The sequence below is a fragment of the Rathayibacter sp. AY1C4 genome (assembly GCF_002932195.1).
In the GTDB taxonomy this organism is placed as follows: domain Bacteria; phylum Actinomycetota; class Actinomycetes; order Actinomycetales; family Microbacteriaceae; genus Rathayibacter.
In genome coordinates, this window is record NZ_PSWE01000018.1 from 22,022 (window position 1) to 45,840 (window position 23,819).

Below are 23,819 nucleotides of genomic sequence, written 5' to 3' on the forward strand. Positions count from 1 at the left end.
AGGCGGAGCGGCCCCCTGCGGGCACTAGCCTCGGCACATGACCGCCGACAGCGACTCCCGGGCGAGGCGGCGCGCCGAGAGCCGCTGGCCCGCCTCCGCCGCGATCCTGGTGGCCGTCGCCCTGAACGTGGCCGGCCACAGCGCCGACACCTCGGTGGTCCGCCTCGTCGCCGCCGGCATCACGCTCGCGCTGCTCGTGCCGCTGTTCGTCGTCAACCCGCACCGGCTCGACAGCGAGACGCGCTGGTCGCGCGGGGTCTCCATCGCCCTGGCGGTCGTGCTCGCCGTGGCGAACCAGGTGAACGTGGTCGCCGTGGTGATCGACCTCGTCGACGGTACGGCCGACGGCCCGCCGCTGCTGCTCACCGCACTCCAGGTCTGGGTCACCAACGTCGTCGCGTACGCGCTGCTGTTCTGGGAGCTCGACCGCGGCGGTCCGGTCGCCCGCGGAACGCTTCCCCGCACCGAGCTGCCGGCGGCCGACTTCGCCTTCCCGCAGGACACCTACCGCGACACCGCGCCCGAGGTCGCCGCGACCTCCTCCGAGCGCGCCGACTGGCGGCCCGGCTTCGTGGACTACCTCTCGGTGTCGACGACGAACACCATGGCGTTCAGCCCGACCGACACGATGCCGCTGTCGAGCCGGATGAAGCTCCTGATGATCGCCGAGGCGTTCACCGGATTCGTCCTGCTGGCCCTCGTGATCTCGCGGGCCGTCAACATCCTCAGCTGACGACCGGGGCGGTCCGCCTCCGGAGGGTCAGACGTGCGCGGGGGCGAGCGCGTCGATCGCGGCGCGGTAGGCGTCGATCGAGCGCGGCTCGCCCGGGGCGGTCATGAACGTGTCCCGGATGACGCCGGCCTTGTCGATGAGGAAGGTCGCGCGGGTCGCGTAGCCCTTCGCCTCGGTGAACACGCCGTACTGCTTGGCGACGTCGCCGTGCGGCCAGAAGTCGGAGAGGAGCGTGAAGTCGTAGCCCTGCTTCTCGCCCCAGGCGCGCAGCGTGTGCTTGGAGTCGACCGAGATGCCGATCAGCTCCACGTCGGCGTGCTCGAAGAGGGAGAGGTTCTCGCGCAGCGCGCAGAACTCGCCCGTGCAGGTGCCGGAGAAGGCGAGGGGGAAGAACACCAGGGCGACGTTGCGCCGCCCGTGGAAGTCACCCAGCTGGATGCGCTCGCCGTACTGGTTCGCGAGTTCGAAGTCGGGAGCCAGGGTCAGCTTCTCGAGAGCCATCGGTCCGATGTCCTTCCGTGCGCACGAGAGTCGCGCGAGCACGAGGGGCAATGCTAGACCCGCTCCGCGCAGACTCCAAGGAACGGCCCGTCTCCCCCGACCACAAGCCGGTCGGCGCGTCCCGTCTGGCGCTCTCCTACAGTCGTCGGCGCCCATTCGTCGTGGATCACCACAGTGCGATTCCAGGTTCGGGGCACGGGAATCGCTAGGCTGACGGAGGTGCCCGCGCGCGGCTCGTCATCCGAGCCCCGGATCCGCGGATCCGCACCGCTTCATGAGAGTGATGTCTCGGGCACGATCTGCCCCCAGAGAGAGGTCGAGGGTGACTGTTAACGATCAGGACCCGTATTCCGTCGGTCACGTGGACTCGGACCCCGAGGAAACGTCGGAGTGGAACGAGTCGCTTGATGCGCTCGTCGAGGAGCGGGGCCGGGGTCGCGGGCGCGACGTCATGCTCAGCCTCCTCAAGCGCTCCAAGGAGCTCCACCTCGGCGTGCCGATGGTGCCCACCACGGACTACATCAACACCATCGCGCCCGAGAACGAGCCCGACTTCCCGGGCGACGAGGACGTCGAGCGCCGCTACCGCGCGTGGATCCGCTGGAACGCGGCCATCCTCGTGCACCGCGCGCAGCGTCCCGGCATCGGGGTCGGCGGCCACATCTCGACGTACGCGTCGAGCGCCTCGCTGTACGAGGTCGGCTTCAACCACTTCTTCCGCGGCCAGGACCACCCGGGCGGCGGCGACCAGATCTTCATCCAGGGCCACGCCTCCCCCGGCCCGTACGCGCGCGCCTTCCTCGAGGGACGCCTGAGCGAGCACCAGCTCGACGGATTCCGCCAGGAGAAGTCGCACCGGGGCGGCGGGCTCTCCAGCTACCCGCACCCGCGGCTCATGCCGGAGTTCTGGCAGTTCCCGACCGTGTCGATGGGCCTCGGCCCGATCAACGCCATCTACCAGGCGCAGGCGAACAAGTACCTCACCAACCGCGGCATCAAGGACGCCTCCGACCAGCAGGTCTGGGCGTTCCTCGGCGACGGCGAGATGGACGAGGTCGAGTCGCGCGGTCAGCTCCAGGTCGCCGCGAACGACGGCCTCGACAACCTGAACTTCATCGTCAACTGCAACCTCCAGCGCCTCGACGGACCCGTCCGCGGCAACGGCAAGATCGTGCAGGAGCTCGAGTCGTACTTCCGCGGCGCGGGCTGGAACGTCATCAAGCTCATCTGGGGCCGCGAGTGGGACGACCTGCTCGCCCGCGACACCGAGGGCGCGCTGCTCGATCTGATGAACAAGACGCCCGACGGCGACTTCCAGACCTACAAGACGGAGGACGGCGCCTACGTCCGCGAGAACTTCTTCGGCCGCGACCCGCGCGCCAAGAAGCTCGTCGAGGGCTACTCCGACGAGCAGATCTGGGGCCTGCGCCGCGGCGGCCACGACTACCGCAAGATCTACGCGGCCATGAAGGCCGCGACGGAGCACAAGGGCCAGCCCACCGTCATCCTCGCCCACACCATCAAGGGCTACGGTCTCGGCCGCAGCTTCGAGGGCCGCAACGCGACCCACCAGATGAAGAAGATGACGCTGGACAACCTCAAGTCGTTCCGCGACACCATGCGCATCCCGATCACGGACGCGCAGCTCGAGGAGAACCCCTACCTCCCGCCGTACTACCACCCCGGTCAGAACGACGAGGCGATCGAGTACCTGCAGGAGCGCCGCCGCGCGCTCGGCGGCTACCTCCCCGAGCGCCGCTCGAAGTACACGCAGCTGAACCTCCCCGAGGACTCGGCGTACGCGGTCGGCAAGAAGGGCTCCGGGACGCAGGAGATCGCCACCACCATGGCGTTCGTCCGCATCCTGAAGGACATCCTCCGCTCGAAGGACTTCGGCAACCGCGTCGTCCCGATCATCCCGGACGAGGCGCGCACCTTCGGCATGGACGCGTTCTTCCCGAACGCGAAGATCTACAACCCGCGCGGCCAGCACTACACGTCGGTCGACCGCGAGCTCCTCCTGGCCTACAAGGAGAGCCCGCAGGGCCAGATCCTCCACGTCGGCATCAACGAGGCGGGCGCCCTCGCGGCATTCACCGCGATCGGCACCTCGTACTCGACGCAGGGCGAGCCGCTCATCCCGGTCTACGTCTTCTACTCGATGTTCGGGTTCCAGCGCACGGGCGACGCGATCTGGGCGGCCGGCGACATGATGTCGCGCGGCTTCATGATCGGCGCCACCGCGGGACGCACCACGCTGACCGGCGAGGGCCTCCAGCACGCGGACGGCCACTCCCCGATCCTCGCGGCGACCAACCCCGCCGTCGTGAGCTACGACCCGGCCTACGGGTACGAGATCGCGCACATCGTGCAGTCCGGACTCGAGCGCATGTACGGCGGGAAGCACACCGACCCGAACGTCATGTACTACATCACGGTCTACAACGAGCCGATCGTGCAGCCGAAGGAGCCGGAGGACGTCGACGTCGAGGGCATCGTCCGCGGCATCCACCGCATCTCCTGGGGCCAGTGGGACGGGCCGAAGGCCCAGCTCCTCGCCTCGGGCGTCGCGGTGCCGTGGGCGATCGAGGCGCAGAAGCTCCTCGCCGAGGACTGGGGCGTCTCGGCGGACGTCTGGTCGGTCACCTCGTGGAACGAGCTGCGCCGCGACGGCATCAAGGCCGAGCAGCACAACTTCCTCCACCCCGAGGACGCCGAGCAGGTGCCGTACGTGACGCAGAAGCTGGCCGACGCGAAGGGCCCCTTCGTCGCCGTCTCGGACTTCTCGCACCAGGTCCCCGACCAGCTGCGCCAGTTCATCCCGGGCGACTTCGCGACGCTCGGCGCGGACGACTTCGGCTTCTCGGACACCCGTGCGGCGGCGCGGCGCTACTTCCAGATCGACGGCCCCTCGGTCGTCGTGCGGACGCTGCAGCTGCTCGCCAAGCGCGGCGAGGTCGACCCCTCGCTCGCCGTCCAGGCGATCGAGAAGTACCGCCTCCTCGACGTCAACGCCGGCACCACCGGCAACGCGGGCGGCGAGAGCTGACGGACGAGTCCGTGCTCTCGCAGGAACCCGCACCGTCGAGTGCGCGGGGTCCTGCTCCTGCGGCGGAGCGTCCGGCCACCCGGCCGGGCGCTCCCCGCACGAAGGAGCAGACCCTCGCCTGGCTGCGCACCCTCGCCGGTGAGCTCTCGACGCAGACGATCAAGCGACTCGAGGACACGCTGCCCTGGTACGGCAGCATGCCCCCCGGTCGGCGCTCGGCGGTCGGCCTCGTCGCCCAGGCCGGCATCACCTCGTTCATCTCGTGGTTCGACGACCCGTCGGCCACGCCGTGGATCGCGGCGGACGTGTTCGGAGCCGCTCCCCGCGAGCTGCTGCGCTCCGTCTCGCTGACGCAGACGCTGCAGCTGATCAAGGTGACGGTCGAGGTCGTCGAGGACCGGATCAAGAACGGCGGGGAGGACCTCCGCGAGGCGATCCTCCTCTACTCGCGCGAGATCGCCTTCGCCGCGGCCGACGTCTACGCGCGCGCCGCCGAGGCCCGAGGTCTCTGGGACGCGCGCCTGGAGGCGCTGGTCGTCGACTCGATCCTCACGGGCGAGGCCGACGACGAGCTGCCCAGCCGGATCGCCGCCCTCGGCTGGCACGGCCACGGCGAGGTCGCCGTCCTGGTGGGCACCGCCCCCAAGATGCTCGACGTCGACCAGCTGCGCCGCACGGCCCGGCACATGGACGCCGACGTGCTGATCGGCGTGCAGGGCAGCCGGCTCGTCCTGGTCATCGGCCGCGCCGAGCCGAGCGAGAACGCCACGGAGGAGACCGGCCCGCCGGTCGCGTTCCTCGAGATCGCGGAGGCGCTCGAGCCCGGCTTCGGGACGGGCCACCTCGTCCTCGGCCACGAGGTGCCGACCCTGGTCGAGGCGTCCCGCAGCGCCCGCGCGGCCCTCGCCGGCTTCGCGGTCGCCCGCTCCTGGCGGAACGCGCCGCGACCGGTCAACGCCGACGACCTCCTTCCCGAGCGCGCCCTCGCCGGCGACCCGCTCGCCCGCCAGAGCCTCATCACGCAGATCTACCGGCCCCTGCAGAAGCACTCGACCGAGCTTCTGACCACGCTGTGGGCCTACCTCGACAACGGCCGCTCGCTCGAGGCGACCGCCCGCGAGCTGTTCGTGCACCCGAACACGGTGCGCTACCGCCTCAAGCGGGTCGCCGAGGTGATCGGCTGGGACGCGACGGGCGCCCGCGAGGCGCTCATCCTCCAGTCCGCCCTCATCCTCGGCTCCATGAGCGACCCGGACGGCGCCGTCCGCCGGAAGCCGTCCCGACGCTGAGGCCCTCCGCTCGCCGAACCCCTCCCGCCCCTGAACACTTGTAGACCCGCGACAAGCTCTTTGTGCTTTGTCAGTGGCTCCACGCGCCGCACGTGCGAGCGCAGATCGGAAGACTGGATACCGTGATCGTCGTCGTCGCCCCGGGTCAGGGCTCCCAGACCCCCGGATTCCTCGCCCCCTGGCTCGAGATCCCCTCCGTGGCCGAGCAGGTCGCCGCGCACTCGGAGGCGGTCGGCATCGACCTCGCCGCGCACGGCACCGTCTCGGACGCGGACACCATCCGCGACACCGCGGTCGCTCAGCCCCTGATCGTCTCCGCGGGACTCGTGAGCCTCGCCGCCCTCCTCGAGGGTGGACGGCGCGATCGCATCGCGGGCATCGCCGGCCACTCCGTCGGCGAGATCACCGCGGCCGCCGGAGCCGGAGTCCTCACCGAGGCCGACGCGCTGGTGTTCGTCCGCGAGCGCGCCCGTGCCATGGCCGCTGCGGCCGCCGCCGAGCCGACCGCGATGAGCGCGGTCCTCGGCGGCGACGAGCAGGCCCTGATCGCCCGTCTCGACGAGCTCGGCCTCGAGCCGGCCAACTACAACGGCGGCGGGCAGATCGTCGTCGCCGGCGCGGTCGACGCGCTCGAGGCGCTCAAGGCGGAGCCGCTCCGCGGGACCCGCGTGATCCCCCTGCAGGTGGCCGGCGCCTTCCACACCCGCTACATGGCGCCCGCCCGCGACTCCCTCGCCGGCGTCGCAGCCGGGCTGACCCCCTCCGACCCGACGCTCCGGCTCTGGACGAACCGCGACGGGTCGGTCGTCGACTCCGGTGCCGCGTTCCTCGAGCTGCTCGTCGGCCAGGTCGCCTCCCCCGTCCGCTGGGACCTCTGCATGGCGGCCTTCGCCGACGCGGGCGTCACCGGGATCATCGAGCTGGCACCCGCCGGCGCGCTGGTCGGCCTCGCCAAGCGCGGCCTCAAGGGCGTGCCGAGCATCGCCATCACGACCCCCGACGACGTGGACGCCGCCCGCGCCTTCCTCGACGAGCACGCCGCCTAGCAGGAGAGACCCCATGACGACCCCTTCCCTCACCCAGTCCAGCGGCAGCGCGTACACCCGGATCCTCGGCATCGGCGTGGCACGCGGCGACCTCGTCGTCCCGAACGACGACCTGATCGAGCCGATCAACTCCTCCGACGAGTGGATCCGCCAGCGCACCGGCATCATCGAGCGCCGCCGCGCCTCCGCCGACATCCACGCGGTCGACCTCGCGACCACCGCCTCCCTCGAGGCGATCGAGAAGGCGGGCATCCGCCCGGACCAGATCGGCGTCGTGCTCGTCTCCACGATCAGCAACACCGTGCAGACCCCGTCGCTGGCCGCGCTCCTCGCGGACCGCATCGGCGCGAACCCCGCCCCGGCGTACGACATCTCGGCCGCCTGCGCCGGCTACACCTACGGCATCGCCCAGGCCGACTCCTTCATCCGCTCCGGCCTGGCCGAGTACGTGCTCGTCGTCGGAGCCGAGAAGCTGTCCGAGCTGGTCAAGTCGACCGACCGCAGCATCTCCTTCCTCCTGGGCGACGGCGCGGGCGCCGCGGTCGTCGGCCCCAGCGACACCGCCGGCATCTCGAAGACCGTGTGGGGATCCGACGGCTCCAAGTGGGACACCGTCGGCATGGACAACCCGCTCGCGGCCTACCGCGACGGCACCGCCGAGTGGCCCACCCTCCGCCAGGACGGCCCGTCGGTCTTCCGCTGGGCGGTCTGGGAGATGGCCAAGGTCGCCAAGCAGGCGCTCGCGGAGGCGGGCGTCCAGCCCGAGGACCTCGCCGCGTTCATCCCCCACCAGGCGAACATGCGCATCATCGACGAGCTCGCGAAGCAGCTGAAGCTCCCCGAGACCGTCGCTATCGGCCGCGACATCGAGACCACCGGCAACACCTCCGCCGCGTCGATCCCGCTCGCCACCCACCGCCTGCTCGAGGAGCACCCGGAGCTGCACGGCGGACTCGCGCTGCAGATCGGCTTCGGCGCCGGACTGGTGTTCGGCGCGCAGGTCGTGGTGCTCCCGTGACCGGCGCGACCCCACCCCTAAACTGACCTACGGTCACTGACGAACACCCGAAGAACCCCCAAGGAGAGAACCATGGCACTGTCCAACGAAGAAGTCCTCGCCGGCCTGGCCGAGCTTGTCAACGACGAGACGGGCATCGCCACCGACTCCGTCGAGATGGACAAGTCGTTCACCGACGACCTCGACATCGACTCCATCTCGATGATGACCATCGTCGTCAACGCCGAGGAGAAGTTCGACGTGAAGATCCCCGACGACGAGGTCAAGAACCTCAAGACGGTCGGCGACGCGGTCCGCTTCATCGTCAAGGCGTCCGAGTAGTCGTCGCCCGCGCACCCCGTCCTCGTGGCGGACACCCCGGCCGGCGATCGTCGGCCGGGGTGAGCCCGGCACCCACCCACACGGAACAGAGAAGCTCGTCATGACCAAGAAGATCGTCGTCACCGGAATCGGTGCCAGCACTCCCCTCGGCGGGACCGCCCGGGAGTCCTGGAACGCACTCCTCGCCGGCGAATCAGGCGTCCGCTCCCTCGAGCAGGACTGGGTCGCCCAGTACGACATCCCGGTCACCTTCGCCGCCCAGGCCAAGGTCCGCCCGGAGGAGGTGCTCTCCCGCCCGGAGGCGAAGCGCCTCGACCCCTCCAGCCAGTTCGCGCTCATCTCGGCCCGCGAGGCCTGGGCCGACTCCGGCATCACCGACGTCGACCCGCTCCGCGTGGGCGTCGACTACTCGACCGGCATCGGCGGCCTCTGGACCCTCGTCGACGCGTGGGACACCCTCCGCGAGCGCGGTCCCCGCCGGGTCCTCCCGATGACCATCCCGATGCTCATGCCCAACGCGGCCGCCGCCGCGATCAGCATGGCCATCCCCTCCCGCGCCTACGCCCGCACCGACGTGTCGGCCTGCGCCTCCAGCACCGAGGCCCTCGCGAACGCCTACGAGCACATGCAGCTCGGCCTCGCCGACGTGGTCGTCGCCGGCGGCACGGAGTCGGTCGTCCACCCGCTCCCGATCGCCGCCTTCGCGTCGATGCAGGCCCTCTCGCGCCGCAACGACGACCCGGCGACCGCCTCGCGCCCCTACGACGTCTCCCGCGACGGCTTCGTCCTCGGAGAGGGCGCCGCGACGCTCATCCTCGAGACCGAGGAGCACGCCCTCGCCCGCGGAGCCCGCATCTACGCGGAGCTCGCCGGCGGCGCCGTCACCAGCGACTCGTACCACATCACGGCGCCGGACCCCGAGGGCTCCGCCGCCGCCCGCGCCATGATCGGCGCCCTCGAGCAGGCCGGAGCCGCGCTCACCGACGTCACCCACGTCAACGCTCACGCGACGAGCACCCCGGTCGGCGACATCGCCGAGTACCGCGCCCTGCTGCGCGTCTTCGGCGACCACCTCCCGAACATCGCCGTCTCCGCGACCAAGGCGTCCACCGGCCACCTCCTCGGCGGCACCGGCGCGCTCGAGGCCATCTTCACCGTGCTCGCCCTCCACGAGCGCACCGCACCCCCCACCATCAACCTCTTCGAGCAGGACCCCCAGATCCCCCTCGACGTCGTCACCAGCCCCCGCGCCCTCGGCGACGGACCGCTGGTCGCCATCTCGAACTCGTTCGGGTTCGGGGGGCACAATGCTGTTGCCGCTTTCCGGACGGTGTAGCGGGGCGTAGCCCCGCTCCACCGTGCGGAAAGCGGGCTGCGCCGCTCCTTGCGCGGCGCAGGCGCGTCCGCTGGGGAGGGGGGCGGGGTTTCCGAGGGCCGGTGCGGTGCGGCGACGGTGATCCGCTGGAACGCGGATCCCCGGATACGCCTCGTGCCGCGAGGGATCTGCGCCGCCGTCTGGTGCGGGCTGGTGAGCACGCCGTGCTGGTGGGGAGCGCGGGCTTCGCCGCGGCTCGGGTCGGATGCTCGGATCAACGAAGCTGTCCGGGTGGGAGCGCGGGCTTCGCCGCGACTCGCGTCGGATACTCCGATCGCGGAAGCTGTCCGGGTGGGAGCGCGGGCTTCGCCGCGACTCGGGTCGAAAGCTTCGGTTCAAGCAGCTGTGCTCGAGGGGAGCGCGGGCTTCGCCGCGACTCGGGTCGGATGCTCGGATCAGGGCGGCTGCGCTCGTGGGGAGCGTGCGACTCGCCATTACTCGGGCCGTCGGCGTCGTGCGCGACAGAGGTGCGGGCGGGTCCACGAGTCTTCCGACGCCCTCCGCCGGAACGCGGTGCTCCGCCGACCGTCTGGTCGACGTGCCAGCGAGCGGCAACCGTGAGGCGACGACGCGCCTTCGAGGCGGACCTCTGCCGGAACGGGGGGTCCGCTGGCCGCCTGGTTCAGGGAGGCGGGAGCGAACGATTGCCGCGAGGCGTATCCGCCGATCCGCGTGCCAGCGGATCGGCGTCGCCGGACGCAAGCCGCTCCACGGAACCCGACCACCCGACCGAGCCGACTGCGCGACGCCGCGCGAGGAGCGGCGTCGAATGAACTCAGCCGACCCCGTGCATCCAGACGACGGGGGCGAAGTCGCCGCCGTAGCGGAAGGGCTCGAGCTCGTCCTCCCATGCCTGGCCGAGGGCGAGGCGCAGCTCGCGGTGCAGCTCGATGGGGTCGGCGCCGGCGAGCTCCATGGCGGAGCGGATGCGGTCCTCGGGCACGACGGTGTTGCCCGCGCTGTCGGTCTGGGCGTAGAAGATGCCGAGCTCGGGCGTGTGCATCCAGCGGCCGCCGTCGACGCCGGGCGAGGGCTCCTCGGTGACCTCGTAGCGGACGTCGGCCCAGCCGCGGAGAGCGGAGGCGATGACGGCACCGGTTCCGACCGGGCCCTCCCAGGCGAACTCGGCGCGCAGTGTGCTGCGGAGCACGGGCTGCTCGATCCAGGCGAAGTTCACGGCACGACCAAGGGCGCGACCTGTCCCCCACTCGAGGTGGGGGCAGAGCGCGCGGGGGGCGGAGTGCACGAAGAGCACACCCCGAGTCTGCTGCGCCACCATGGTGTCCTCCGTTCGTCCCGGTGCGTCTTCCCCAACGACCCGGACCACGGAACACTCTGCGGTGCGCCTTCTTCGATTATGACGGTGGACGTGCCACCACGCCCGATCATGCAGGAGCGGCGGACCTCCGTCAAGGCGGCTCGCCGCGCCTGCTCGACCGGCCGTAGGCGGCTCCTGCCTATACTCGGGTCGTCCGCGCCGCCGGACGCCGCACACCGCCAGACGCCCGCCGGGAGGAGCACCGTGTCCGTCCGCGACGGCCTGCTCGCCCTGCTCACGCTCGGCCCCGCCTACGGCCTCCAGCTGCACGCCGAGCTCCTCGACCGTGCCGCGCACCGGCCCCGGGTCAACGTCGGCCAGATCTACTCGACGCTCGAGCGCCTGCGCGAGCGGGGCCTCGTCGTCTCGGCCGGGTCCACCGACGACGGCCTCCCCCTGCACGCGCTCACCGACGAGGGCCGCGCGGAGGCGGCCGCCTGGCTGACGGGTGACGGAGCGTCCCCGGAGGAGGACTGGGACGACGTCCTCGACCGGGTGCTGCTGGCCTCGAGCCTGTCCGGCGCCGACCTCGCCGCCGTCCTCGACGCGTACGAGAGCTCGCTGCCCGCCACCGCCGACGAGCAGGCGGAGGAGGAGGACGCGCACCCGCAGCGCCGCCTCGCCGCGATCGCCGCCGGCGTGCGGGAGGAGGCCCTGCGGCGCCTCCTCGAGGCGGCCCGCGACGAGCTCACGGGCGACGGGCCGGGACGGGGCGTCCGCGGATACGCTCTCGAGCGTCCCCGTCGGGGCCGTCGAGCCTCGAGCTAGGACGAGACAGGCGCGGGTGCCGTCGCCTAGGGTGGTTCGCATGTCCCGCACCCCCCTCGGTCTCCGCGTCCCCTCCCGGGCGCGCCGGCGCCTCGTCGCCGCCGGAGCGGGCACGGTCCTCGTCCTGTGCGCCGCCCTCGCCGCCCCGCTCTCCGCGTCCGCCGCCTACGACCCGTCCGACTACCCCTCGTGGTCCGATGTCGAGGCCGCGAAGTCGAGCGAGAGCGCCACCGCCGCCGAGGTCGACCGCATCACCGCCTTCCTCGCCGACCTGCGCGACCAGGCCGCCGCCCTCACCGACGCCGCCATCAGCCGGGCCGCCGAGGCGGACGCCGCGCAGAGCGCTCTCGACGAGGCGACCCAGCGCGTGAGCGCCCTGGAGGAGCGCGCCTCCGCCGCCCGCTCGGACGCCGACGCAGCGAAGGAGCAGGCCGGCCGTCTCGCCGCGCAGCTCTACCGCAACGGCGGGACCGATGCGACGCTCAACCTCCTCATCGGCGGCGACGAGTCGAGCGAGCTGCTCTACCGCCTCGGCACCATGACGCAGCTCACCCAGCAGACCAGCCGGCTCCAGACCGCGGCGCAGTCGACCGAGAACCAGGCCGTCTCCCTCGCCGCTCAGGCCGAGCAGGCCCGGGGCGAGCGCGTCTCCCTCGCCACCGCCGCGGCCGACGCGCTCTCGGTCGCCCGCTCCGCTCAGGCCGAGGCCGACGCCAAGGTCGCCGACCAGGAGAAGTACAGCCAGGAGCTCTACACGCAGCTCGCCTCGCTCAAGAACACCACCGCCGAGATCGAGCGGGAGTACGCCGACGGCCAGGACGCGAAGTCGGCGTTCGAGGAGCAGCAGCGCCTCTCCCGCCTCGCCGCCGAGGCCGAGGCCGCCCGCCAGCGCGCCGCGTCGGCTCCCGCCGCGGCCGCCGCTCCGGCAGCGCCCTCCAACAGCGGAGGCGGCGGAGGCGGACCGGTCGAACTCGGCGACGACGACCCGACCGGCGCGCGCAACAGCTCCGCCAAGACCATCGCCGCCCTCGGCACCTACGCCGGACGCACGGACGGCCTCTCCCCCGCGCAGGCCCAGGCCTACGCCCGCACCGCTGTCGGCCGCTTCGGCTGGGGCGCCGACCAGGTCGACCGGTGCCTCATCCCGCTGTGGAACGGCGAGTCGGGATGGCGCTGGAACGCGCTGAACCGCTCCTCCGGCGCCTACGGCATCCCGCAGGCCCTCCCGGCGAGCAAGATGGCCAACTCGGGAGCCGACTACCAGACGAACGCGGCGACGCAGGTCGACTGGGGCCTCTCGTACATCAAGAGCGCCTACGGCTCGCCCTGCAACGCGTGGTCGAGCTGGAACAACCGCTCGCCGCACTGGTACTGATCCCGCGTCTCACTTCGCCTGGTCGTAGGAGTCGACGACGGCGACGGTGACCGGGAAGTCGACCTCGCCCACTCCGAAGAGCGAGCGTCCGGCGCGCACCGCCGCCTCGCGGACGATCGCGGCGACCCGCTCGCCGACGTCGGCGGGAGCGTGCACGATCACCTCGTCGTGCAGGAAGTAGACGAGGTGCGCCCGGCCGACCGCGCCGCCCTCGGCGCGCAGTCGCGCCCGCAGCTCGCCCATCCAGCAGAGCGCCCACTCGGCCGCGGTCCCCTGCACCACGAAGTTGCGGGTGAAGCGTCCCCACTCGCGCGCTCGCGCCGCATCGGCCGAGAGCCCCTCGGGGCCGGGAGGCGAGCTGCGCCCGAGCCACGTCGAGACGCTCTCGCCACGCTCCCCCGCCCGAGCCGCCGCCTCGACGTGCGCGACCGAGCGCGGGTAGGCACGGGCGAGCCTCGGGAGCAGCCGTCCGGCCTCCCCGCTCGTCGCCCCGTACATCGCCCCCAGCATCGCGACCTTCGCCCTCGGCCGGTCGGGGACCACGCCGGCGTCGACGATGCCCTGGTAGAGGTCGCGGCTCCGCCCGGCGGCGGCCATGGCCGAGTCGCCCGAGAGCGCGGCGAGGATGCGCGGCTCGAGCTGCGCGGCATCCGCGACCACGAGGCTCCAGCCCGGATCCGCGGTGACCGCGGCGCGGATCTGCCGCGGCAGCTGCAGCGCCCCTCCGCCCGAGGTCGCCCACCGGCCGGTGACGACGCCGCCCACCACGTACTCCGGCCGGAACCGTCCGTCGCGCACCCACGCGTCGAGCCAGGCCCAGCCGTTGGCGGTGAGCAGCCGGGAGAGCTTCTTGTACTCCAGGAGGGGCGGTACCGCGGGGTGCTCGAGGGACTGCAGCTCCCAGGAGCGCGTCGACTCGACCGGCAGCCCCGCGCGCCGCAGCGCCTTGAGGAGCTCGGCCGGCGAGTCGGGGTTGAGCTCGGGCGCGCCGAGCTCGTCGCGCAGGCGGTCGGCCAGCGCCTCCAACCGGGCCGGGCGGCCGCCGAAGAGCGGGCGGGGGCCGAGCATCCCGGTGAGCACCCGGTCGTGCACATCGGCGCGCCACGGCAGCCCCGCGTGGGCGATCTCGCGAGCGATCAGGGCGCCGACGGATTCGGCGGCGAGCAGCAGGCGGAGCCGGCCGGCCTCGGCGGCGCCGGAGAGCGCCTCCTCCTGCAGGGCCAGCTCGAGGACGGGGTCGAGCTCGTCGTAGCCGCCCGCCGCCTCCTCGAACCCGATCAGCGTGTCCTGCGCGGCGGGGGCCGCGGCTCCCGCGTCCCACGGGTCGAGGGGCGAGCGCGCGAGAGCCGATGAGGCGGCGGAGACCGAGCGGCGGAGGATCGCGCGGGCCAGCCGGAGGTCGTGGCACCGGGCGACGACCACCCCGGCCGACAGCAGTGCGGGGTACCAGCGCGCGGTGTCGTCCCAGACCCAGCGCGGGCGCTCCGGCTCCCGCTCCCGGACGAACGCCGCCAGCTCGGCCGGCCCCCGGCCGCTCCCGGCCTCGGCGCCGCCGACGGGGTCGACCGCCCGCCACGCCCCCGTGGGGCCGCCGACGAGTGCGAGGAGCATCGGGCCATTCTCCCCCGTGGCAGACACGGAGGCCGCCGTCGTGGGGACGGCAGGGCCCCCTCTCGCTGAAGGAGTCACGCCGACGGCCGCGAGGGCGGGTAGCCGGGGAAGGGCTTCTCCTGCGCCGTCGGCGGCTGATGGGCCCACAGGGCGGCCGCGATGGTGTCCATCGAGCGGGAGTAGCCCACGAGCGTCCGCCTCTCCGGCTCGGCCGCCCAGGTCACCGCGCGGAACCAGGTCTCGCGGTACGGGCCGGTCTCGATGCGGCGCACCAGGCCGATCCGGCCGGTGCGCAGGGCGTCGACCATCACCCACTCGTCCTGCCCGCTGCTGCGCAGCATCTGGAGCGGACTCCACTCGATCATCGCGCCTCCCACCGGTCGATCCGCGGCCGTGGCGAGCACGAGCGCCGCGGCGTACACTCGCAGACTATCGAACACATGTTCGAACGGCCAACCGGGTCCGGCGAGTGAACGGGAGCACGACGATGGCGGTGATCGACGAGACGGCGCTGGTCTCGACCGACGGCGAGGGAGTGCCGATCGCGCTCGAGTGGCGGGGCGGGAGCTACCGGGTGACCGACCGGCCGACGGTGTGGACCTGCACGAGCGAGTGGTGGGCGCCCCTCGAGGGGTTCCCGCCGACGTTCGGGCGCACACCGGTGAGCATCGGCGGCTGGCGCTTCCAGGCGACGGACCTCGCGACCGGCGGAGCGTTCGTGCTCGACGTGGTCGCGTCGACGGAGCCGCAGTGGAGCGTGGTGCGGATCTACGAGTAGTGCCGGCGCGAGGCCGGCCGGGCGGCTACTTGTCGGCCGACCAGGGCGCCCGCGTCATGGCGATGAGAGCCGCGACTCCGGAGACGAGGCCGACACCGGCGATGGCGGACACGACGAGCCAGAGAACGAGTTCCATGCCGCCAGTCTACCGAGCCCCGGAGCGGATCCTCTCCGCCCCGCTTCCATCCCCCGGCTATGGAATAGCCTGGGCAGAGTGACCGACGCCCCCACCCGCGCGAGTGTCGGACTGCGCTCGGAGCGCGGCCCGATCCTGCTGTCCCTGATGATCTCGACCGCTCTGGTCGCCCTCGACGCCACGATCCTCTCGACGGCCGTGCCGTCCATCGTCGCCGACCTGGGGGGCTTCGAGCAGTTCCCCTGGCTGTTCTCGATCTACCTGCTGGCCCAGGCGGTCTCGGTCCCCCTCTACGGCAAGCTCGCCGACGTGATCGGGCGCAAGCCCATCATGCTGATCGGCATCGCCCTGTTCCTGGTCGGCTCGCTCCTGTGCGGCCTCGCCTGGAGCATGCCCGCGCTGATCGCGTTCCGAGCCCTGCAGGGCCTGGGGGCCGGAGCGATCCAGCCGATGGGCATCACCATCGCCGGCGACATCTACACGGTCGCCGAGCGTGCGAAGACCCAGGGCTACCTCGCGAGCGTCTGGGGCATCTCCTCTGTCGTCGGGCCGACCCTCGGCGGCGTGCTCTCGGACCTGGGCGCCTGGCGCGGCATCTTCCTCGTCAACATCCCCCTGTGCCTCCTGGCGGCGTTCCTCCTGATCCGCAGCTTCCGCGAGACCACGCGGGGCGAGAAGCAGCGGATCGACGTGGCGGGCGCCTCCGTGCTCGCCGTGGGCACCGCGCTGCTCATCCTCGGGCTGCTCGAGGGCGGCAGCGCCTGGCCGTGGCTCTCCCCCGCCGGAGTCGGCGTGTTCGTCGTCTCGGCCCTCGCGTTCGCCGGCTTCGTCGCGATCGAGCGGCGAGCTGCCGCCCCGGTGCTCCCCCTCTGGGTCCTCACGCGGCGCGTGCTGATCTCGACCAGCCTGGTCTCGGTGACCGTCGGCGCGATCACGCTCGGCGTCACCTCGTACTTCCCGACCTTCGCGCAGGGCGTGCTCGGCAGCTCCGCCCTCGGCGCGGGCTTCGCCGTCGCGGCGATGACGCTCGGCTGGCCGGTCGCGGCGAGCCTGTCGGGCCGGCTCTACCTGCGCATCGGCTTCCGCAACACGGGCTTCCTCGGAGCGGGGCTCGTCGTGATCGGCACGGCGCTGACCATCCTGCTCGGCGCCTCCTCGACGCTGTGGGAGATCGCCGGCTTCTGCGTGCTGATCGGCGCCGGCATGGGGCTCGTGGCGACTCCGACGCTGATCCGGGCGCAGTCGAGCGTCGACTGGAACGAGCGCGGAGTGGTCTCCTCGACCAACTTCTTCGCCCGCAACATCGGCAGCGCCGTCGCCGTGGCCGTGTTCGGCGCGATCGTGAACGCGAAGGCGGGCGGCGGCGTCCCCGCACCGGCGGACCTCGCCGAGGGCACCCGCTTCGTCTGCATCGCGCTCACGGTCCTCGCCGTGGGCATGCTCGCCGCGGTCTGGGCGATGCCGAAGGAGGGGCGCCCCGCGCCCGGAGAGGATCGGGCGGCGGAGGCCGAGCCCGACGCGGCCCGGCCGGACGCGGCCCAGCCCTAGCCGTCAGGCGGCGCCGTCGGTTCTCGTCGTCAGCCGGAGCGGCGCGCCGCGGCCGTCGCTCGCAGGCGGTCGCGGTGGGTGCGGCGCACCCGGTGCGTCCAGCGCTGCAGGGACGACCCCATCCCGGGGTGCCGCGCCAGCGTGTGCAGAGCGCGGTCGAACCGGCGGAGCATGTCGGCGAAGGCGCCGAAGGGGCGGGCCGAGATGCCGACCTCGAGGTGGTGGTCGAGCACGATCCGGTGCCGGAGTCCCAGGTGCACGCTGATCTCGACGTCGTCGTGCACGTAGGCGTCGTGCCGGTGCATCTCCTCCGCGATCTCCTCCCACGCCGACCGGCGGACGGCGCAGTTGGAGCCGAAGAGCGGCCAGTTGGCCAGCGCCGACCCCATCAGCACGAAGTAGGCGTCCATGTAGGCGACCCGCGCGATCACCCGGGCGATCGGGCCGAGCTCGTCGAAGCGTCCGGGACCGGTCACCGCTCCGACCTCGGGATCGGCGAAGTGGCCGGCCAGGCGCGCCAGCCAGTCGGGTCCCGGGCGGGAGTCGGCGTCGAGCCGTGCGAGGACGTCGCCGTGCGCCTCGTCGAAGCCGTGCGCCGTGCTCGCCGGGATCCCGGCTCCGTCGTGCCGCACCACCCGCGCGCCCGCCGCTCGCGCGACGGCGGCGCTGTCGTCGGTGCTCCCGTCGTCGACGACGACGATCTCGAACGGAGCGAGCGTCTGCTCGCGGAGGAGCTCGAGCAGCTGCTCGAGGTGGCGGGCGTCGTCCTTCACGGGGACGACGACCGAGATGCGCCGGTGATCCATCCGCCCAGTCAACGCGATCGGGGCGCTCAGCGGGGACACCGCCACGCGTCTCGCGCGAGCCCGGACCTGTCAACCGGCTCCCGAGCGCGTCGGATCCCCTGATGGGATCGACCCGTGTCCGCCGGATCGGCGGCCCGATCGAGACAGGAGACGACATGACCCAGGGACCTCGAGACTTCCGGCCCACCCGTGCACTGGTGACCGCTTCTGACTCCGGCATCGGCCGGGCGACCGCGGTGGCACTGGCCGAGGCGGGCATGGACGTCGGCATCACCTGGCACAGCGACGAGGAGGGCGCGCAGGGCACGGCGGAGGAGGTGCGCTCCCTCGGCCGGCGCGCCGAGATCGCGCGCCTCGACACGACGGATCTGGAGGGCGCGGGCGACGTGATCGACGACCTCGCGGATCGACTGGGCGGGCTCGACGTCGCCGTCAGCAATGCGGGCGGAGGCGGAGGCGAGCCCTTCCTCGAGCAGAGCCTCGACAGCTGGCGCTCGACCGTCGCCCTGAACCTCGACGGAGCGTTCGTCTGCCTCCAGCGCGCCGCGCGGCGCATGGCGGCCCAGGGCACGGGCGGCAGGATCATCGCGGTCACCAGTGTCCACGAGCACCAGCCGCGGGTCGGCTCCGTCGCCTACACCGCTGCCAAGCACGGGCTGGGCGGCCTGCTGAAGGTGGCCGCACTCGAGCTCGGCTCCCTCGGCATCACCGTCAACGCCGTCGCCCCCGGGGAGATCGCGACGCCGATGAACGACGCCGAGGATGTGGACCCCGTCACGATCGACCGCCCCGGCATCCCCCTCGGCCGCCCCGGCGACGCCCGCGAGATCGCGGCGGTGGTCGCCTTCCTGGCCTCTCCCGCCGCCTCCTACATCACCGGATCCTCGTACGTCGTGGACGGCGGGATGCTGCAGATGGGGCCGCAGGCCGGCTCCCACCTCCGGCAGGACGACTGGCGCGAGGCCTGAGCCGCCGACCACGGCGCCCGCCCGCCGGGTACTCTCGAAGAGGTGCTCCGGCGGGCGGGGCGCCTGCTCCGGGATGTAGGTGACGCACGTGTGGTTCCGGCGTCGACGCAGGTTCAAGATGGAGCCGTACGACCCCGATGAGAACCCGTCGCGCGAGCCCGCCTCCGTCGAGGAGGCCGCCGAGGAGGGCCTGATGCTCGCGCAGTACGCGAGCCGGATGGCCGTGAAGAACCGTGTGCTGATGGACGGCCTCGGTGCTGACGTCCCCTTCGACTCGGGCCGCTACTCCGTCGTCGCCGCGGAGGAGCTCGAGAAGCTGGCGCGCGAGTCCGAGGCAGCCGCCGAGCGCCTGCGCGGCATCGCCGCCGACGTGACCTCGGTGGGCGGCCGCTCCGACCACGTGCACGACTACCGCTCGGCCGACGTCGACAACCTCGACCACCGCGAGCGGCTCTCGCTCCTGGTCGCCGACTCCCTCCACAGGCGGGCGCAGGACGAGGAGTACCTCGCGACGCTCGTCGACGACGCCCGTCAGGACGCGTGGCGCGAGCTCGCGCAGTCGATCGAGGAGACCCTCGACCGCACCTCGCGGATCGACCCGGACGACGAGGAGTACCGCCGCGACCGCTCGGTGCGGATGGCGCTCGTGGTCGTCGACGACCTGGTCAAGCTGGCGGAGGAGCGCGGCGTCAGCCTCGAGGACTGACGGGCTCGTCGTGGGACGCCGGGACGGGGCTCAGGCCCAGCCGGCGCGGAACGACTCGGTCGCCTCGGCGGAGCGCTCCCGGACCGACTCCAGCAGCTCCTCCATGGTGGAGCTGCGGAGGAACGCGAGGCGGTCGAGCTCGGTGACCGGTGCGACGCCGGCGAGCTGCCAAGCGTGCGCGGCCGGATCCTCGGCGAGCTCGACGACCGCGCCGTAGCGCTGCTCGACGAACTCGCTCGCGACCGCCAGTGCCGTGCGGACCGCCGACTCCGCCGCAGCCAGCGCGGGGGCGTGCTTCTCGTCCCACTCCAGATCGGGCAGCAGGCGGACCTCGGCGCGCGGGTACGGGTCGTCCTCGTACCAGCGGACGACCTCGAAGCGCTCCTCGCCCACGGAGTCGAGCGTGACGAACGACTCCGCCCCGTCGATGTTCAGGATGCGCGCGCGGGCGCCGACCGCGAACCGCTGGTCGCCGCCGCCCACCTCCTGGCCGCGCTCGATGAGCACGACGCCGAACGCGAGGGTCTCGTCCTCGAGGACGTCGCCGAGCATCCGCAGGTACCGCGGCTCGAACAGCCGGAGCGGGAGCGGCATGTGCGGCAGGAGCACGGAGCCGAGCGGGAACATCGGAAGATCAGGCACAGGATCAGGCAATCACGTCGAGCGGGGAGCGGCCAGTACGGGCGCGGCGCGTCGGGACGTGCTAGCGCATCGCGCCACCGTGTCGTCCGCTCGCGGATGCTCGCCACGCCCCGGACGATCTCCGACGGCCCGGACCCACCCGCGAGGCGCCCACTCAGACTGGGAGCATGGATCTCGCTGACCTCCGCGCCGTCGTCCGCGCGGACCTGGCCGCCAAGGGCCACGCCTCCGACCGGCTCACCGTCCTCGTCCTCCGACTCGGGCAGTACTCGAGCTCTCGGAGGACCCGGCTCCCCCTCCACCTCGTCTACCGCCTGGTCGATCTCGTCTGGACCCGCATGATCGTCGGAGCCGAGCTGCCGCCGGCCGCTCAGGTCGGGCCCGGCCTGCGGCTCCCCCACTGGGGCCGCGGCGTGATCCTGCACCCGCGCACGGTCATCGGGAGGAACGCGTTCATCTACCACGGCGTCACCATCGGCGAGTCGAAGGGTCGGACGCCCGTCATCGGCGACGACGTCTACATCGGCGCCCGCGCGACGATCGTCGGGGACGTGACCGTCGGCGACCGTGTGCGGGTCGGAGCCGGCGCCGTCGTTGTCCGCGACGTCGCATCCGACTCGTCCGCGGTCGGCGTGCCGGCGAGGACCGCGTCGGCGCCGTCCTGAGGCACGGCCCGTCGGCCTGACGGGGCCGGACCGTCCGCTCCGACGAGAACGACATCAGGTGGAGGCCCGACCCGGCGCTGGAGAGGAGGAACCACCGCGGGTGGAGCGGAGTAGGGCGTACGGGACTTGAACCCGTGACCGACGGATTATGAGTCCGCTGCTCTGACCGGCTGAGCTAACGCCCCGCGGCGGCCGTCCGAGCGGCCGTCAGGTGGCGGCGGGTGCGGACGCTGCGTCGGAGGCCGGATCGGCCACCGGCTCCCCACGATACAGGCTCTCGAAGGTGCTGATCGTGCGGTTGATGTCGTGCGCGGCGACGATTTGGAGGGAGGCGCGCTTCATCGCCTCGAGGTCCTCCTGGTCGGCCGTGAGCACGGCGGTGAGGCGGTCGGCGAGGGCCTCGGCGCTGCCCGGCGCGAAGAGGTAGCCGTTCTCGCCGTCGTGGACGAGGTGCGGGAGGGCCATCGCGTCGGCGGCGACGACGGGGAGGGCCGAGGCCATCGCCTCCATCGTCGCGATGCTCTGCAGCTCGGCGATGGACGGCATGGCGAACACGGTGGCGCGCGTGTACGCCTCCTTGAGCTCGGCGTCCGAGACGTAGCCGGTGAAGCGCACGCGGTCGGCGATGCCGAGGGTCGCGGCGAGCTGCTGGAGGTTGCGCATCTGGTCGCCGCCGCCGACGATCTCGAGCTTCGCGTCGAGCGCCGGATCGAGCAGGGCGACGGCGCGGAGCAGGACGTCGATGTGCTTCTCGCCGGTCACGCGGCCGACGAAGAGGATCGAGTCGCCGGCGCGCGCCGTGAAGTCGGGCGTGTAGTTGTCGGCGTCGATGCCGCAGGAGATGGCGTGGACGCCCCGGAGGCCCGTGTACTTCTCGAGGAACTGCGCGGCCTTGCGGGTCGGCGTGGTGACCGCCTCCGCCCGGCCGAAGGTGCGGCGCGCGGCCCGCCACGCCATCGCCACGGCCTTGGCCTGCACGGCCTTCGGCAGGAGGGTGAACTCGAGCATGTTCTCGGGCATGAAGTGGTTCGTGCCGACGATGCGGATGCCGCGCTTGGCCGCCTCGATCCCGAGGCCGCGGCCGACGATGATGTGCGACTGGAAGTGCACGACGTCGGGCTTCACCTCGTCGAGGATGCGCGCGCTGTTCTGCCGGATGCGCCACGGCATCGCGAAGCGCAGCCAGTCGTGCGGGTACCAGCGCCAGCTGTAGAGCCGGTGCACGATGATCCGCTGACCCTCGTGCGTCTCGACCCGGGTGCCGCTCCAGCCGTCGGCAGAGGGGGCGACGACGTGGACCTCGTGGCCGCGCTGCGCGAGACCGGCGGCGAGGCGCTCGGCGAACTTCGCGGCTCCGTTCACGTCGGGAGCGAAGGTGTCGCAGCCGATCACGACCGTCAGCGGTCGGGAGTCGGGCGATCCCGGTCGGGACGCGTCGCGGGGATCTGACACGGGAGGTCCTATCGGTGTCGTGCCGCTCGGGGAGAGAAGGGAGCGATCGGCGGAGGTCGGTCGGTTTCGTGGCTCTCGGCGCGGACCCATTGTAGGCAGAGGAGTCCTCACCACTCGGGATCCCGCGCCGTCAGCGCGCCTGCGGGTGGTGCTTGGCGAGGAGGAAGACGCCGTAGATGGCGACGGCACCGGCCGCGATGAAGAGCGGGATCGCCCACGGGGCCGCGTACTGCGCCTCTCCGAGCACGACGATGCCGATCGCGACGGCGACCAGCGGGTCGATGACGGTGAGGCCCGCCACGACGAGGTCCGGCGGGCCGGAGGAGTAGGCGTTCTGAACGAAGTACCCGCCGAGCGCGGTCGCGGCCAGGAGCGCCACGATGCAGACCACCGTCAGCGGGTCGAACTCGCCGTACTTGATGCGGTTGAGCACGACCTTCGCGAGAGTCGCGACGAAGCCGTAGACCACTCCGGCGCCCACGATGTAGAAGATCGCCTTCGCTCCGCGGCGGAAGACGCGGAAGGCGACGACGAAGACCGTGAGCACCACGGCGAGGATCACGAGGATCGTGATGAGCTCGGGCGTCTGGATGGACTTGTCGACCGCGTTGAACGCCGCTACGAGGACGAACGTGCCGACGCCTCCGACGCAGAGCACGATCGCCCGGATCGACGCCGCGTTCAGGCGCACCCGGCTGACCCGCGCGTTGACGACCGCGGTGATCACGAGCGCCACCGCTCCGAGCGGCTGCACCACGATGAGCGGGGAGAAGCCGAGGCTCGTCAGCTGGAAGACGATCGCGAGACCCAGGAGCAGGGTGCCGATCACCCACGAGGGGCGCGAGAGCAGCGCGACCAGCTGGCCGCCGCTGAGCCCGGAGGAGCCGGAGCGCTTCGAGAACCGCTCCACCTTCGCCACTCCCCGGTGCTGGAACTGCGCGCCGAGGGAGAGGAACACCGCGCCCACGAGAGCGATCGGGATGCCGATGAACTTCGCCGGGTCGTTGAGGAGTTCGGCGAGATCGGCGGGCATGGGTCGACCCTACCCAGAACGCCTCCGGGAGTCCTCCGACGCACGGGTGAGGGGCTGAGCCCAGCGGATGATCCTCGCGGACCCGGTCGGCGGCCCCGCGGTACCCTGTCCACCATGGCCGTCCTCCCCATCCGCATCGCCGGCGACCCCGTCCTGCACTCCCCCGCCGCCCCCGTCACCGAGTTCGACGATGCGCTGCGCACCCTCGTCGCCGACATGTTCGAGACGATGGACACCGCCCCCGGAGTCGGCCTCGCCGGCCCGCAGGTCGGCGTCCCGCTGCGCCTGTTCGTCTACGACTACGCCGACGACGACGGCACCCCCCGCCGCGGCGTCGCGATCAACCCCGAGCTGTTCGTCACGCCGACCCCGCTCGGCGAGGCGGACGAGGACACGGAGTCGGAGGGGTGCCTCTCCTTCCCCGGCGAGCGCTTCCCGCTCCGCCGCTCCGAGCGCGCGATCCTCCGCGCGGTCGACCTCGAGCAGGAGCCGTTCGAGATCGTCGCGGACGGCTGGTTCGCCCGCGTGTTCCAGCACGAGTTCGACCACCTCGACGGCGTGCTCTACATCGACCGCCTCGAGCACGACTACCACAAGCCGGTCGCGAAGATCACCCGGAAGCGCGGCTGGGGCGGCCCCGGCGTCTCGTGGCTGCCCGGCGTGGAGCACCTCGAGGACTGA

At 72.4% G+C, this 23,819-nt stretch carries 23 protein-coding genes and 1 tRNA gene; 15 read left to right on the plus strand and 9 right to left on the minus strand.

Annotated features, from left to right (window positions below; all coding sequences use genetic code 11):
* The first annotated feature begins 37 nt into the window (after positions 1-37).
* Positions 38-733, plus strand: a complete 696-nt coding sequence (locus C5C99_RS10495) for a hypothetical protein (RefSeq protein ID WP_104226669.1) — start codon at positions 38-40, stop codon at positions 731-733.
* A gap of 27 nt (positions 734-760) precedes the next feature.
* On the opposite strand, the gene C5C99_RS10500 is transcribed toward C5C99_RS10495, so the two are convergent.
* Entirely contained in the window at positions 761-1,234 is a 474-nt protein-coding gene (locus C5C99_RS10500) for a peroxiredoxin (RefSeq protein ID WP_104238203.1), read from the minus strand.
* Positions 1,235-1,556: 322 nt separating this feature from the next.
* Between C5C99_RS10500 and aceE the strand changes: the two genes are divergently transcribed.
* The 6 genes from aceE (at position 1,557) to C5C99_RS10530 (ending at position 9,293) form a co-directional block, all read left to right on the plus strand.
* A complete protein-coding gene (aceE, locus tag C5C99_RS10505; RefSeq protein ID WP_104223467.1) occupies positions 1,557-4,283 on the plus strand; it encodes a pyruvate dehydrogenase (acetyl-transferring), homodimeric type in 2,727 nt (908 codons plus the stop codon).
* A gap of 122 nt (positions 4,284-4,405) precedes the next feature.
* Positions 4,406-5,572: a CdaR family transcriptional regulator gene (locus tag C5C99_RS10510; RefSeq protein ID WP_181027189.1), complete on the plus strand. Its 1,167-nt coding sequence runs from the start codon at positions 4,406-4,408 to the stop codon at positions 5,570-5,572.
* Positions 5,573-5,694: 122 nt separating this feature from the next.
* Positions 5,695-6,618, plus strand: a complete 924-nt coding sequence (locus tag C5C99_RS10515; RefSeq protein WP_104250961.1) for an ACP S-malonyltransferase — start codon at positions 5,695-5,697, stop codon at positions 6,616-6,618.
* 13 nt (positions 6,619-6,631) lie between these two features.
* Positions 6,632-7,636: a beta-ketoacyl-ACP synthase III gene (locus tag C5C99_RS10520; protein ID WP_104340053.1), complete on the plus strand. Its 1,005-nt coding sequence runs from the start codon at positions 6,632-6,634 to the stop codon at positions 7,634-7,636.
* Positions 7,637-7,708: 72 nt separating this feature from the next.
* Positions 7,709-7,957 (plus strand): acyl carrier protein, encoded by a 249-nt coding sequence (locus C5C99_RS10525; RefSeq protein ID WP_104223463.1) that lies wholly within the window; start codon positions 7,709-7,711, stop codon positions 7,955-7,957.
* Between the two features lie 100 nt (positions 7,958-8,057).
* Complete coding sequence (locus C5C99_RS10530) at positions 8,058-9,293, plus strand: beta-ketoacyl synthase (protein ID WP_104226673.1); 1,236 nt, start codon at positions 8,058-8,060, stop codon at positions 9,291-9,293.
* 814 nt (positions 9,294-10,107) lie between these two features.
* Here the strand turns inward: C5C99_RS10530 and C5C99_RS10535 are convergent.
* On the minus strand, positions 10,108-10,611 hold the full coding sequence (locus C5C99_RS10535; protein ID WP_104226674.1) for a DUF3145 domain-containing protein: 504 nt from the start codon (positions 10,609-10,611) through the stop codon (positions 10,108-10,110).
* 243 nt (positions 10,612-10,854) lie between these two features.
* Here C5C99_RS10535 and C5C99_RS10540 point away from each other — a divergent pair, with 243 nt between their 5' ends.
* Positions 10,855-11,418, plus strand: coding sequence for a PadR family transcriptional regulator (locus C5C99_RS10540; RefSeq protein WP_181074586.1), 564 nt, complete (start codon positions 10,855-10,857; stop codon positions 11,416-11,418).
* A gap of 40 nt (positions 11,419-11,458) precedes the next feature.
* Entirely contained in the window at positions 11,459-12,793 is a 1,335-nt protein-coding gene (locus C5C99_RS10545) for a hypothetical protein (protein ID WP_104269256.1), read from the plus strand.
* A 9-nt stretch (positions 12,794-12,802) separates the two neighbouring features.
* Here C5C99_RS10545 and C5C99_RS10550 read toward each other — a convergent pair whose 3' ends face one another.
* Together C5C99_RS10550 and C5C99_RS10555 are read right to left on the minus strand one after the other, a co-directional pair.
* Positions 12,803-14,404: a bifunctional 3'-5' exonuclease/DNA polymerase gene (locus C5C99_RS10550; protein WP_104340055.1), complete on the minus strand. Its 1,602-nt coding sequence runs from the start codon at positions 14,402-14,404 to the stop codon at positions 12,803-12,805.
* A gap of 74 nt (positions 14,405-14,478) precedes the next feature.
* Positions 14,479-14,769 carry a hypothetical protein gene (locus C5C99_RS10555; protein WP_146082406.1) on the minus strand — a complete coding sequence of 97 codons (291 nt, stop codon included), beginning with the start codon at positions 14,767-14,769 and terminating at the stop codon, positions 14,479-14,481.
* A gap of 104 nt (positions 14,770-14,873) precedes the next feature.
* Between C5C99_RS10555 and C5C99_RS10560 the strand changes: the two genes are divergently transcribed.
* Together C5C99_RS10560 and C5C99_RS10565 are read left to right on the plus strand one after the other, a co-directional pair.
* Positions 14,874-15,182 carry a hypothetical protein gene (locus tag C5C99_RS10560; RefSeq protein ID WP_104226677.1) on the plus strand — a complete coding sequence of 103 codons (309 nt, stop codon included), beginning with the start codon at positions 14,874-14,876 and terminating at the stop codon, positions 15,180-15,182.
* Positions 15,183-15,465: 283 nt separating this feature from the next.
* Positions 15,466-16,866, plus strand: a complete 1,401-nt coding sequence (locus C5C99_RS10565) for an MDR family MFS transporter (protein WP_104260996.1) — start codon at positions 15,466-15,468, stop codon at positions 16,864-16,866.
* Positions 16,867-16,895: 29 nt separating this feature from the next.
* Here C5C99_RS10565 and C5C99_RS10570 read toward each other — a convergent pair whose 3' ends face one another.
* Positions 16,896-17,672 (minus strand): glycosyltransferase family 2 protein, encoded by a 777-nt coding sequence (locus C5C99_RS10570; RefSeq protein WP_104340056.1) that lies wholly within the window; start codon positions 17,670-17,672, stop codon positions 16,896-16,898.
* A 155-nt stretch (positions 17,673-17,827) separates the two neighbouring features.
* On the opposite strand from C5C99_RS10570, the gene C5C99_RS10575 reads away from it, so the two are divergent.
* Together C5C99_RS10575 and C5C99_RS10580 are read left to right on the plus strand one after the other, a co-directional pair.
* The gene (locus tag C5C99_RS10575) at positions 17,828-18,640 is read left to right on the plus strand and encodes an SDR family oxidoreductase (protein ID WP_104226704.1); all 813 of its coding nucleotides are present in this window, start codon (positions 17,828-17,830) and stop codon (positions 18,638-18,640) included.
* Positions 18,641-18,758: 118 nt separating this feature from the next.
* Entirely contained in the window at positions 18,759-19,346 is a 588-nt protein-coding gene (locus C5C99_RS10580) for a hypothetical protein (RefSeq protein ID WP_104223455.1), read from the plus strand.
* Positions 19,347-19,376: 30 nt separating this feature from the next.
* Here the strand turns inward: C5C99_RS10580 and C5C99_RS10585 are convergent, their stop codons facing one another.
* Positions 19,377-19,988 carry an LON peptidase substrate-binding domain-containing protein gene (locus C5C99_RS10585; RefSeq protein ID WP_244229436.1) on the minus strand — a complete coding sequence of 204 codons (612 nt, stop codon included), beginning with the start codon at positions 19,986-19,988 and terminating at the stop codon, positions 19,377-19,379.
* Positions 19,989-20,155: 167 nt separating this feature from the next.
* Between C5C99_RS10585 and C5C99_RS10590 the strand changes: the two genes are divergently transcribed.
* Positions 20,156-20,653: a DapH/DapD/GlmU-related protein gene (locus tag C5C99_RS10590; RefSeq protein ID WP_104247517.1), complete on the plus strand. Its 498-nt coding sequence runs from the start codon at positions 20,156-20,158 to the stop codon at positions 20,651-20,653.
* Between the two features lie 111 nt (positions 20,654-20,764).
* Here C5C99_RS10590 and C5C99_RS10595 read toward each other — a convergent pair.
* The 3 genes from C5C99_RS10595 to C5C99_RS10605 form a co-directional block, all read right to left on the minus strand.
* Positions 20,765-20,838, minus strand: a tRNA-Ile gene (locus tag C5C99_RS10595).
* Positions 20,839-20,860: 22 nt separating this feature from the next.
* Entirely contained in the window at positions 20,861-22,105 is a 1,245-nt protein-coding gene (locus C5C99_RS10600) for a glycosyltransferase (RefSeq protein ID WP_258059440.1), read from the minus strand.
* 130 nt (positions 22,106-22,235) lie between these two features.
* Entirely contained in the window at positions 22,236-23,138 is a 903-nt protein-coding gene (locus C5C99_RS10605; protein WP_104234188.1) for a DMT family transporter, read from the minus strand.
* Between the two features lie 114 nt (positions 23,139-23,252).
* Between C5C99_RS10605 and def the strand changes: the two genes are divergently transcribed.
* A complete protein-coding gene (gene def, locus C5C99_RS10610; protein ID WP_104223450.1) occupies positions 23,253-23,819 on the plus strand; it encodes a peptide deformylase in 567 nt (188 codons plus the stop codon).